Below are 11363 nucleotides of genomic sequence, written 5' to 3' on the forward strand. Positions count from 1 at the left end.
CACGGGGCGGGGGCGGCCGTCGAGGGCGCGGCGGCCCCGGGCGCGGTGCCGCCGCCGACCGTCACCTCGCTCCCCACGGCCTCGTCCCCGCCGTCCTCCCCCTCGTACGACGCCTCGGCGACGCCGCCCACGGCCGCGGCCTCCGCGCACGCCGCGGCCGCCACGGCGTACGGCGGCGGGGCCGGGAGCGTGCCCGTGGTGTCCGCGGGGCCCGACGGGAAGTCGCCCGACGGGCAGCGGCGCAAGCGGAAGCTGACGATGTTCCTCGCGGGGGTCGGGGGCGCGCTCGTCGTCATCGCGGCGGCGGTGTTCCTCACCGGCGTCGGCGGCGACGGGGGCGACGGCAAGGCCGAGCGGTCCGCCGCGCCCACGACGTCCACGGCGGACCTGCCGCCGGGGGTGGAGTGCAGCGGGGCCGCGTGCGCGGGCAAGGACCCGGAGAACATGGGCTGCGGCGGCGAGTTCGCCCGTACGACGGCGCGGGTGACGGTCGGCGCGAAGACGCTCGTCGAGGTCCGCCACAGCAAGACCTGCGGGGCCGCGTGGGCGCGCATAACGCAGGCGAGGCCCGGGGACACGGTGCGGATCACCGGGGCGGGCGGGGGCGCGGGGAGCCGCCAGAGCGGGACGGTGGACGGGGACGCGGACGCGTACACGCCGATGGTCCCGGTCACCTCCCCCACCCAGGCCAAGGCCTGCGCAACCCTGACCACAGGCCAACGAGCCTGCACGAAGTAACCCCACAGCAACAACACACGGCAAAGCGCACCGCGCCGGGACCGCACGGGCGGGAGAGAACACCAACAACGGCGGGAAAGCGCTACGCGCCGAACCCGGCCGGTCGAAAGCCGGGGAGCCACGGGCGGGCGGGCGGGAGAGAACACCAACAACGGCGGGGAAAGCGCTACGCGTCGGACCCGGGCAGGCGAAAGCCGGGGAGCCACGGGTGGGCGGGCGGGAAAAGAAACCCCGAAAAACCGCCGAGGCCCACGCATGGCCCACCCCCCACGGGGCAAACGCCCCCTACCCCCACGGGAGTGGTCACACCCCGCAGGCGGCCGCCACTCCCCCCTCCTCAGGTGGCGGCCGCCAGGTGGACCCCGGCGTGGACCCCGGCCCGGCAGGGCCACACCACCCCCTGAGGCCTCCGGCCCGACCAGGCGGTAGCCTGACCGCGGATCTCTCTTGATGCCAAGAGATCGATCATCGAAAAGCGATCGAGGCGGCGTCGGCGAGGATCCAGCACATGGGGCAGGGGCCCCGACCGCCGAGCTCTTACGGAGATCGCCATGACCCGCACTCCCGTGAATGTCACCGTCACCGGCGCGGCCGGCCAGATCGGCTACGCGCTGCTCTTCCGCATCGCGTCGGGCCACCTGCTCGGCGCCGACGTGCCGGTCAACCTGCGCCTGCTGGAGATCACCCCGGCGCTGAAGGCCGCCGAGGGCACCGCGATGGAGCTCGACGACTGCGCCTTCCCGCTGCTGCGCGGCATCGAGATCACCGACGACCCGAACGTGGCCTTCGACGGCGCCAACGTCGCCCTGCTCGTCGGCGCCCGCCCGCGCACCAAGGGCATGGAGCGCGGCGACCTCCTGGAGGCCAACGGCGGCATCTTCAAGCCGCAGGGCAAGGCCATCAACGACCACGCCGCGGACGACGTGAAGGTCCTGGTCGTGGGCAACCCGGCCAACACCAACGCGCTCATCGCGCAGGCCGCCGCCCCGGACGTACCGGCGGAGCGCTTCACCGCGATGACCCGCCTCGACCACAACCGCGCGATCTCGCAGCTCGCGAAGAAGACCGGCACCCCGGTCTCGGACATCAAGCGGCTCACCATCTGGGGCAACCACTCGGCGACCCAGTACCCGGACGTCTTCCACGCGCAGATCGCGGGCAAGAACGCCGCCGAGGTCGTCAACGACGAGCAGTGGCTGGCCGACACCTTCATCCCGACCGTCGCCAAGCGCGGCGCCGCGATCATCGAGGCCCGCGGCGCGTCCTCGGCCGCGTCGGCCGCGAACGCCGCGATCGACCACGTCCACACCTGGGTGAACGGCACCGCCGAGGGCGACTGGACGTCCATGGGCATCCCGTCCGACGGCTCGTACGGCGTCCCCGAGGGCCTGATCTCGTCCTTCCCGGTCACCACCAAGAACGGCACGTACGAGATCGTGCAGGGCCTGGAGATCAACGACTTCTCCCGCGCCCGCATCGACGCCTCCGTCAAGGAGCTGGAGGAGGAGCGCGAGGCGGTCCGCTCCCTCGGCCTCATCTGAGCCCCACCGCCCCGCCACCGCGGACGGACGTACGACGGGACACGCCCTCGGGCAGCCGTACCACGGGACGCGCCCCCGGGCAGACGTACGACGAGGACAGACGTACGACGAGGGAGACGCCCCGGACGCACGTCCACCCGCACATAGACGCAGCCGGGCGCGTCCGCGCACAGCGGACCGCGCCCGGACGCGCCCGCACGAGACGCCCCTGGCGGCCGTTCCCACGGCCACCAGGGGCGTTCGCCGTCCTCCCGGAACCGCCCCGGCACACCCGCCCCACCCGCCTCGCCGGTCCGGAGGACATCGGCCCGATTCCGCGTACGGGGCCACCGCCGCGCCGCTACGGTGCCCGCCATGCGAGGCGACTCACCGCGCGACTACGCGCACACCGAGGCGACGCGGCTGCTGTGCGCCGGGGCGCGGACGAACGCGGACTTCCGCAGACGGGTCATCGGCGAACTCGTCGGCCACGCCGAGCGCCCGGTCGCGCCGCCGTCCGGCGCGGACGTGCTGCCGGTGCTCGCCCACGCGCTGCGCGCCCGGCGCGAGGAGCTGGTCAGCGCGCTGCTGCTGCTCGCGGTGTGGGCGGGGTTCCTCGCCACCGACGCGCTGATGGCCTGGGACGCCGCCAACGACCGCGCCGGCGGCGACGCGGGCCTGTCCTTCGGGGACGTCCTGCGGCTGCCCTTCGACGGCGGCGAGGGCGTACCCGGCGACGAGGCCGGAGCCGTGCTGCCCGGCGGCTGGGCCCTCTGGTACGCGGCGGTCGTGCTGCTCCTGTGGTGCGGGCGGATCGTCTCCGGCCGCGACACCGGCACCGGGGCGCCGCTGCGCCCGGTGGCGCTGCCCGCGGTGCCGGCCTGGCTGCGGCGGCGGTTCGGGTGGCTGGTGACGTTCCTGGCCTGGACGTTCGCCGTCACGTACGGGGTCGCGGCGCTCGACGGCATCACCGAAACGCCGTACCCGGTGATCTTCCCGTTGCTGGTGGCGGCGGTCGTGTGGCGCCACCGGTTCCGCGCCGAGCGGGCTTTGCGGACCTTGCTCGCCCGGCAGGTGTTCGCCGAGACCGAGCAGCCCCCGCTGCCCGCGCGGTACGCGGGCATCGCCGCGCGCGTGCGCCGGGAACAGGCCGCCCCGCTCACCCTCTACGACGTCAACCGCCCCTTCGTGGGCGCCGGGACGCCCCGCAAGCCGTGGTCGGTGGTCCTGGAGCTGAAGCGCGACGACACCGGGGACACGGCGGGGGGCGTGCCGGCGCAGGGCGCCCGCGCCCCGCTCTCCGCCCGTGACGTCATCACCATGATCGAGCCCCGGCTGCGCGCCCTGCGCAGCTCGGCCGGGGCCACGAGCAAGGACCGGCTGCGGCACCTGGAGATCGACGAGTTCGTGTACCTTCCGGCGGGCGCGGGCCGGGACGAGCGGCTGTACACGGGCGACGGCGACGAGACCGCGCTCGTGTACGACGCCGAGCAGGCGCGGCGGCACCTCGCCGGTGCGGTGGGCGAGGGCGGGGAGGCCCGGCGCCACTTCCTGCGGCTGCGGGTCGGCTCCTGGAACGAGCAGGTCGTGGTCTCGCTCCTGGTCCGGGTGCACACCCAGGGCGGCATGCTGGTGCTCGAAGTGGTGCCGCACGTGCTCGGTCCCGTCCTGCCCGAGTTCCGCGCGGTCGACGCGGTCGCGGCGAGCGAGCCCGCGGGGCCGCTGCGGGACGCCGTACGGGCGTGCGTGGCCGGGCCCGCGTTCGGGGTGGCGCTCGGCATCGGCGCACTGCGGGCACTGCCGTCGCTGGGCGACACGCTGCGGCTGTGGTGCGCGGCCGGGGACGCGCCGGAGCCCGCCCCGGACGCGGCTGACGGCTTCAAGGCGCCACGCTCCCACGGGCAGTTGAGCAAGCCGGGCGCGGCGGAAGCCCGCCACGGCGTCAGGGGCGTCGCCCCCGCGCGCCCCCTGCCCCCGGCCGTGCGCGCGCTGCGGGCCCTCGGCGCCCGCGCCCTGCCCGCGCGCACCGCGCCCCCCGACGCCCCGCTGGTCTCGCTGCGCCAGCTCGCGGCCACCGACGAGCTGTCCCTGTTCCAGGAGATGGACGTCGCCCGGTACACGAAGACCCTCCAGGACCGCATCGGCGAGGGCGTGCGCGACGCGCTGCGGCGCAGCGGCTACCGCACGGACCGCCTGGAGCAGAACATCACGCAGATCAACAACAGCGGCGTGTACATCAACGAGATGTCCGGCGGCGCCCTCGCCACGGGCACCCACGGCCAGGCCACCCACACGGAGAAGAGCACGGTATGAGCGACGACGCGCACGACGGCACCGACGGACACACAGGCGGGACCGGCGGCGGCGACCGGGGCGGCGGCACCGGCGGGAGCGGGACCGGGAACCGAACCGGGAACGGCGCCGGGACAGGGGCGGGGACCGGCGGGACGACCGTCACCATCAACGCCATCAACGGCGGCTCCCAGGCCTTCGGCGAGCACGGCACGGCGGAGTCCACCAACTACACGACGGTGGTGGCCCGCCCGGAGTACGCGGACCTGCTCACGGCGGTCCGCCGCCTGCGCCGGGACCTGGCGGGCGGCGTGCGCGCGGCCGACGACGAGGACCTCGACGCCGGACTCGCCGCCGTGGAGGGCGAGATCACGCGGACGGGGCGCAGCGGCCCGGGGCCGGTCGCGCGGGTGCGCGCGCACCTCGCGGCGTACGCGCCCGCCGCCACGACGGCCGCGTCCGTGACGGCCGTCCTCCAGGCCCTCGCCCAGCTCCCGCAGCTCCCCGGCTGAGCCCGTGCGTGTCTTCGACGAGGACCGGCAGGAGTGGGTCGGGCGCGACCGGGAGCGGGAGATCGCCGCGCTGCACGCCCGGGACGCGGTGCGCCAGCGGGCCGCGCTGCGCGGGGCGGTCGCGGCCCTCGCGGCCTGCGGGGTCGCCTTCGGCGCCTGGGCGCTGGGCTGGAAGGACGAGCCGGAGCCGACGGCGTACCTCCTCGGGCCGCGGTCCGCGGCCGGGGAGCAGGGCGGCCAGGGCGAGCAGGGCGACGCGGGCGGCCTGGGCGCCGGGGACGCGCCGTCACCGGCGCCGACGGACGGCGCGTCCTCCGCGGCGGCGGTCCCGCCGCGCGGCTACGAGACCGTGACCGACCCCGAGGGGTTCCGGGTGGCCGTGCCGATCGGCTGGAGCCGCGCCGAGGTGGAGTCGCTGGGCGGCGGCATGTCCGTCGTCAACTTCCGCGACTACGGCGCCAACCGGCGGCTCCAGGTGTACGAGGTGAGCGAGCCGTCGCCGGAGGCGTCGTTCCGGGACTTCCTCGACGACACGAAGGTGCCGAAGTCCCCGGCGTTCCGGAAGCTGTCGCTCAGGACCCTGGGCGACGGCACGCGGCCCGCGGCGCGGCTCACGTACGTGACGGGCCGCATCGACGGCGAGCCGGACGTCGGCACCTGGTACGTCGTGGACCACCGCTTCGAGGCGGCCGACGGCAAGCGGTACGCGCTCGTGGGCTACGGGGCGCGGGCCGCGGGCCTGGACGAGGTCAAGGCCCTGGTGTCCACCGCCCTGACCTGGTTCTGCCCACCGGACACCGTGTGCCCCGAGCCCGGGACCGGCTGACCCCCGCCCGGCGGCGCGCCGTAGGCTCGGCCGGTACCCGCTGTCCGGCGCAGCCTCGGTGAGGAGGGGTGACGCGTGCCGCGATCCGGCGATCCCGGGGCCGCGCCCCGGCCCGACGTCGATCTGAACCTGCTGCTCGCCCTCGACGCGCTGCTCGACGAGGGCAGCGTGCGCGGCGCCGCCCGGCGCCTGCACCTCTCCGAGCCCGCGATGAGCCGGACGCTCGGCCGCATCCGCAAGGCGCTCGGCGACCCGGTCCTGGTGCGGGCGGGCCACGCCATGGTGCCCACGCCGTACGCGCTGGCGGTGCGCGCGGAGGTCGGGGCGGTGGTGGAGCGGGCCCGCGCGGTGTTCGCCGGGCCCGGCGCGCAGGACCTGCGCACCGTCGAGCGGACGCTCACCGTCGTCGGGCAGGACTCGCTGGCCGCCGCGTTCGCCCCGGCGCTGTTCGCCCGGGCGGCCGAGGAGGCGCCCGGGGTGCGGCTGCGCTTCCTGCCGGAGAGCCGGCTCGACGCGCCCCTGCTGCGCGAGGGCGCCGCGGACCTGGAGGTCGGCGTCATCGACACGGTCGCGCCCGAGCTGCGGGTCGAGCGCTTCCGCGAGGACGTCATGGTCGGCGTCGTACGGCCCGGGCACCCGCTCCTCCAGGGGACGGTGACGCCGCGCCGGTTCGCGGCCGCCGACCATCTGACGGTGTCCCGCAAGGGCCGCATGACCGGGCCGCTCGACGCGGCGCTCGCCGAACGGGGCCTTCGGCGGCGGGTGGTGGGCGCCGTGGCCACGTACCCGGCGTCGCTGTTCATCCTGTTGCGCACCGACCTGGTGGGGCTCGACACCTCCTGGTCGCGGCCGCTGACCGACGCCCTGGGCCTGGTGACCTTCCCGGTCCCGCTGGAGCTGCCGCCGCTGGCCCTCGCCATGGCCTGGCACCCGCGCCACGACGCGGACCCGGCGCACGCCTGGCTGCGGGCGTGCGTACGGGACGTGGTGCGGCGCGGCCCGGAGGCCGTCAGGCCGGGGTGAGGCACAGCTCCGGGCGCTCGTCGGCGTCCCTCGGGGCGCGCGGAGCGGCCCGGCCCGCCGGGGTGGTGGCGGACCGGGCCGTGTTCCCACACGGGAGGGGGGGATGAGGAGGGGGCGGTCAGAACTGGTGCTGCTGGTGCTGTTGGTGCGGCTGTTGCTGTGAGTGCTGGGCCTGCTGCGCCTGCTGCTGGATGACGCCGCGCGGCACCTCGATCTCCAGGCCGCGGACCAGCAGCCGGTCGTCGTAGGCGACGCGGACGGCCTGGCCGCTCTGGATGGCGAACAGGACGGACTGGATGGCGAACTCACTCGGGTCGAGGAACTGCACGGGGCGCCCGTCGACCAGCAGGATCATCGCCCGCTCGTAGCCCGGGAAGGGCACGATGGGCGCGCGCACGGCCTGGGCGTAGCCCATCTGGTACTGCGTCTGCGGCTGCGTGCCGGGCTGCTGCCCCATCTGCTGGAGCAGGCCCTGGAACGGCTGCTGCTGGCCGAACTGCTGGAGCTGCTGCTGGAGTTGCGGCGGGAACTGCTGACCGAAGGACTGCTGCTGCGGCGAGGTGCCGATGCCGCTCAGACCGGTCGGTGCGAACGACGTCATGCTGGATCACCCTTCACTCGGTCCTGTCGTTCAGGCGGGTGCCTGCTCGTCACCCTCGTACCGGACCCCGGCCCTGGGTAGCCGCACAACGCGACAAACCGGAGAGAGCGGGTGGCGGGGTGGATACGAGACATGGTTCGCGTTTCATGCGCTTCGCGCCCGCGCGCGTACGAGGTGGCGGGCGGGCCCCGGCGCGCGGCGCGGAGCGTCAACGGGGCTTCCGGACGATTCGGGTCCGGTGGCCGTGTGCGGGCGGCGGGCCGCGCCGCCGTCCGGAAAGAGGCCGGTGGCTGTTGCCGCTCTGCTGCTTGATGTAGTACTTCTTATACATGAGCGAGCAGGTCCACAACAGGCTGGCCGTGGTGCGCGCCGAGCGAAAGGTGTCGCGCCAGAGCCTGGCCGAGGCCGTGGGGGTCCACTACCAGACCATCGGCTACATCGAGCGGGGGCAGTACAACCCGAGCCTCGACCTCGCCCTGAAGATCGCGCGGTACTTCGGGCTCCCCGTCGAGGCGCTGTTCTCCTTGGAGCCGTTCCGCCCGCTCACGGACGAGCTGTACGGGAGGGACCAGGAGACATGGCGCAGCAGCAGATGACCTCGTACGACCGGCGGATGCACGCCCTGATGAACCGGACCGAGGCCGCGCCCTTCCGCCGCTCCGCCGCCCGGCGCCGTGCCGTGGTGTGCGCGCACATCGCGCTGACGGCGGGGGCCGTCACGGCCTGGCTGGCCACCGTGGTCGGTGAATCGGGGTGGGGCGTGCTGGTGATGTTCGGCCTGCTCATCCCCTGGTGCGTGGCCACCGGGATCCTCAACGGCACCACCCGCGGCCTGCTTGAACTGCGGCCGCGCGCCCTCGACGAGCGCCAGCGCGCCGAGCGCGACCGGGTGCGGGCCCGCGCCCAGCAGATCATGCTGTGGCTGCTCCTCGCCGCCGTGGTCGGCACGGGCGTCGCCGGATTCGCGGGTGTGGAGGCCGAGGCGCTGGTGTTCCAGGTGATGTTCTGCGCCTTCGTCACGCACTGGCTGCTCCCGCTGTGGGTGGCGGGCCTGTCCGTACGGGACGAGCCCGCGGACGAGTTCACCGACGAGGCCGCCGACGCCCTGGCCTGACCTCGCGCGTCCCCCCGCCTCACATCCGCCCGCCGCCGCGTCCCTCCGCCCACGTCCGCCCGCCGCCCACGTCCGCCCGCCGCCGCGTCCGCCCGCCGCCGGCGGCGGGTTCCGCACGTCACCGCGGCCTCACGGCTGCCGCAGCCGCTTCTCCAGCTTGGCGATGTCCAGCGACTCCTTGGCCGCGGGCGTCCTGACCGGGACCGGCTCGTCGTAGTCCGAGAACGTCGTCGTCTGATCCGAGTCGCCGTCCTTCTGCGTGATGCGGATCGGGTACGGCGTCCCTTCCGAGGCCACGTACAGCGCCTTGTCCGCGCCGTCCTCGGTCGCCGTCAGCGGGACGACCCGCGTGCCGGCGACCGTCGTGCCGCCGCCCTTCTTCAAGCCCTTGGTCTCCTCGGGGTCGTCGTCGACGCCGCTCTGGAGTTCCTTGAGGTCGCAGATCTCCGAGAGGTCCCTGAGCATCTCGTCCCGCGTGGTGCCGTGCAGGTAGCGGCCCTTGAACAGCTCGGCCGCCGCCTCGCCCTGCCCGCGCGGCAACTGGTTCCGCCAGAACGCGTCGTCCGGCTTCAGCCAGACCTTGTCGCCCCGCTTCACCAGCTCGGCCCGGCCCCCGCCGCGGGCGAAGCCCATGGTTCCGGCGCAGTTGCCGTCCCGGTCGAGGGCGAGGTCCATGTGCGCCGGGTCGTCCTTCTCGGCGTCCTTGCTCCGGTCCTCCACCTCGATGTGCACGGACTTGGCGCCGAGCAGCGCCCGCCTCGCCCTGTCGGAGATCTCCCGGGCGCTCAGCGCCGCGGTGCCCCGGTCCCCCTCGCCCGCCTTGCCGCCCCTCCTGCCCTTGCCGTCGCCGTCGCCGCCGTCGTCGTCCGACGCACACGCGGGGACCAGCAGCGCCAGCGCCGCCGTCACGCAGACCGCGCTCGCGGTGCGTCCCCGCGCCCGAGACATTCCAGCCATAACGCCACCTCCAGTGACAGAACGTGCTTCCCGCGTACGTTTCACCCCGTCTACCCGCGCGAGCAGTGACACAGCGCACTTTCGGCCACCGATTCGGCATGGATTCCCCCGGCAAGGGGAGGTGCACCCGGCCACCACAGGAGCTCAGGTGGGGCATTAGGTGAGAAAGCGCAAGGAACGGAAGGCAACAGGGACGTGTCCGCACAAAAGACCATCCACGTCGGCGGCGCTTGGCGCGCGGCGGCATCCGGCGCCACGCGCGAGATCGTCGACCCGGCGGACGGAAAGCCCTTCGCGCTGATCGCCGAGGGCGGCGCCGAGGACGCGGACGCCGCGATCGCCGCCGCCCGCAAGGCCTTCGACGAGGGCCCCTGGCCTGCCACGCCCGTCGCCGAGCGCGCCGCGCTGCTGCGCCGCGTCGCCGACCTCCTGGTCCGCGACCGCGAGGAGATCGGCCTGCTGGAGAGCCGGGACGCGGGCAAGACCCTGGAGGAGGGCCGCGTCGACGTCGACTGCGTGGCCGACGCCTTCCGGTACTTCGCCGACCTCGTGATCGGCGAGGGCGCGGGCCGCGTCGTCGACGCCGGGTCCGACGACGTCCACAGCGTCGTCGTGCACGAGCCCGTCGGCGTCTGCTCGATGATCACGCCCTGGAACTACCCGCTGCTCCAGGCCAGTTGGAAGATCGCGCCCGCGCTCGCGGCCGGCAACACCTTCGTGATCAAGCCCAGCGAGATCACGCCGCTCACCACGGTCGCGCTGGTCGAACTGCTCGTCGAGGCCGGTCTGCCCGAGGGCGTCGCCAACGTCGTCACTGGCCCCGGCCACACCGTCGGCGCCCGGCTCGCCGAGCACCCCGGCGTGGACCTGGTGTCCTTCACCGGCGGCCTCGTCTCCGGCACCAAGGTCGCCCAGGCCGCCGCGCTCGGCGTGAAGAAGGTGGCCCTGGAGCTCGGCGGCAAGAACCCCAACGTCGTCTTCGCCGACGCCTGCGCCACCGACGAGGGCTTCGACACGGCCGTCGACCAGGCGCTCAACGCCGCCTTCATCCACAGCGGCCAGGTCTGCTCCGCCGGTGGCCGGCTCATCGTCGAGGAGTCGGTGCGCGAGCGCTTCGTCGCCGAACTCGCCCGCCGCGCCGAGCGGATCAGGCTCGGCCGGGGCACCGAGGACGGCGTCGAGGTCGGCCCGATGGTCTCCAAGGAGCAGCGCGAGAAGACCGAGGCGTACGTGGCCTCCGCCCTGGAGGAGGGCGCGGTGCTGCGCTGCGGCGGCAAGCGCCCCGAGCCGAGCGACGTCCGCCCCGCCACCGGCTACTTCTACGAGCCGACCGTCCTGGACGGCTGCCGCCGCGAGATGAAGGTCGTCCGCGAGGAGGTCTTCGGCCCGGTCCTGACCGTGGAGACCTTCCGCACCGAGGACGAGGCCCTGGCCCTCGCCAACGACACCGAGTACGGGCTCGCGGGCGCCGTGTGGACCACCGACTCCGGCCGCGCCCGCCGCATGGCCCGCCGGATGCGCCACGGCACCGTCTGGATCAACGACTTCCACCCCTACCTGCCGCAGGCGGAGTGGGGCGGCTTCGGCAAGAGCGGCGTCGGCCGCGAGCTGGGCCCGGCCGGACTCGCCGAGTACCGCGAGACCAAGCACGTCTACGAGAACCTGGCGCCCGCCCCGGTGCGCTGGTTCAAGGGCTGAGCCCCGAGCCGCCCGCCGCGGGGCCGCACCCGGGCGCACCCGCCCCGAGGAGCCCGCGGCGGGCCGCCCCCCCCCCGGGGCG

11 protein-coding genes are annotated in these 11363 nt (G+C 74.8%); 9 read left to right on the forward strand and 2 right to left on the reverse strand.

Translation table 11 applies throughout. The features are described 5' to 3' along the window. The 6 genes from IE330_RS35460 to IE330_RS35485 all read left to right on the forward strand — a co-directional run. Positions 1-738, forward strand: a 738-nt coding sequence (locus IE330_RS35460; RefSeq protein WP_190140294.1) for a DUF2690 domain-containing protein, incomplete at its 5' end; no start/stop codon positions are given. Positions 739-1289: 551 nt separating this feature from the next. Then, entirely contained in the window at positions 1290-2279 is a 990-nt protein-coding gene (locus IE330_RS35465) for a malate dehydrogenase (RefSeq protein WP_190140295.1), read from the forward strand. A gap of 354 nt (positions 2280-2633) precedes the next feature. Continuing rightward, positions 2634-4571 (forward strand): AbeC-like domain-containing protein, encoded by a 1938-nt coding sequence (locus IE330_RS35470; RefSeq protein ID WP_190140296.1) that lies wholly within the window; start codon positions 2634-2636, stop codon positions 4569-4571. Next, complete coding sequence (locus IE330_RS35475; RefSeq protein WP_190140297.1) at positions 4568-5062, forward strand: hypothetical protein; 495 nt, start codon at positions 4568-4570, stop codon at positions 5060-5062. The genes IE330_RS35470 and IE330_RS35475 overlap by 4 nt, the downstream gene beginning before the upstream one ends. A 4-nt stretch (positions 5063-5066) precedes the next feature. Next, positions 5067-5888 carry a serine/threonine kinase C-terminal domain-containing protein gene (locus IE330_RS35480; RefSeq protein ID WP_190140298.1) on the forward strand — a complete coding sequence of 274 codons (822 nt, stop codon included), beginning with the start codon at positions 5067-5069 and terminating at the stop codon, positions 5886-5888. A gap of 75 nt (positions 5889-5963) precedes the next feature. Beyond that, complete coding sequence (locus IE330_RS35485) at positions 5964-6911, forward strand: LysR family transcriptional regulator (RefSeq protein ID WP_190140299.1); 948 nt, start codon at positions 5964-5966, stop codon at positions 6909-6911. A 118-nt stretch (positions 6912-7029) separates the two neighbouring features. On the opposite strand, the gene IE330_RS35490 is transcribed toward IE330_RS35485, so the two are convergent. Beyond that, on the reverse strand, positions 7030-7512 hold the full coding sequence (locus IE330_RS35490) for a hypothetical protein (RefSeq protein WP_190140300.1): 483 nt from the start codon (positions 7510-7512) through the stop codon (positions 7030-7032). Positions 7513-7841: 329 nt separating this feature from the next. On the opposite strand from IE330_RS35490, the gene IE330_RS35495 reads away from it, so the two are divergent. Then, on the forward strand, positions 7842-8108 hold the full coding sequence (locus IE330_RS35495; RefSeq protein ID WP_190140301.1) for a helix-turn-helix transcriptional regulator: 267 nt from the start codon (positions 7842-7844) through the stop codon (positions 8106-8108). Next, complete coding sequence (locus IE330_RS35500; protein WP_190140302.1) at positions 8090-8626, forward strand: hypothetical protein; 537 nt, start codon at positions 8090-8092, stop codon at positions 8624-8626. The genes IE330_RS35495 and IE330_RS35500 overlap by 19 nt, the downstream gene beginning before the upstream one ends. A 129-nt stretch (positions 8627-8755) precedes the next feature. Here the strand turns inward: IE330_RS35500 and IE330_RS35505 are convergent, their stop codons facing one another. Next, on the reverse strand, positions 8756-9583 hold the full coding sequence (locus tag IE330_RS35505) for a hypothetical protein (RefSeq protein WP_229926155.1): 828 nt from the start codon (positions 9581-9583) through the stop codon (positions 8756-8758). Between the two features lie 195 nt (positions 9584-9778). Between IE330_RS35505 and IE330_RS35510 the strand changes: the two genes are divergently transcribed. Then, positions 9779-11281: an aldehyde dehydrogenase family protein gene (locus IE330_RS35510; protein WP_190140303.1), complete on the forward strand. Its 1503-nt coding sequence runs from the start codon at positions 9779-9781 to the stop codon at positions 11279-11281. Positions 11282-11363: the final 82 nt, after the last annotated feature.

Source organism: Streptomyces longispororuber, assembly GCF_014656095.1.
GTDB lineage: Bacteria > Actinomycetota > Actinomycetes > Streptomycetales > Streptomycetaceae > Streptomyces > Streptomyces longispororuber.

Bases quoted from the DNA above. Each gene is read 5' to 3' on its own strand.
- IE330_RS35465 (WP_190140295.1), top strand. From the start codon at position 1,290: ATGACCCGCACTCCCGTGAATGTCACCGTCACCGGCGCGGCCGGCCAG.
- IE330_RS35470 (WP_190140296.1), top strand. From the start codon at position 2,634: ATGCGAGGCGACTCACCGCGCGACTACGCGCACACCGAGGCGACGCGG.
- IE330_RS35475 (WP_190140297.1), top strand. From the start codon at position 4,568: ATGAGCGACGACGCGCACGACGGCACCGACGGACACACAGGCGGGACC.
- IE330_RS35490 (WP_190140300.1), bottom strand. From the start codon at position 7,512: ATGACGTCGTTCGCACCGACCGGTCTGAGCGGCATCGGCACCTCGCCG.
- IE330_RS35495 (WP_190140301.1), top strand. From the start codon at position 7,842: ATGAGCGAGCAGGTCCACAACAGGCTGGCCGTGGTGCGCGCCGAGCGA.
- IE330_RS35500 (WP_190140302.1), top strand. From the start codon at position 8,090: ATGGCGCAGCAGCAGATGACCTCGTACGACCGGCGGATGCACGCCCTG.
- IE330_RS35505 (WP_229926155.1), bottom strand. From the start codon at position 9,583: ATGGCTGGAATGTCTCGGGCGCGGGGACGCACCGCGAGCGCGGTCTGC.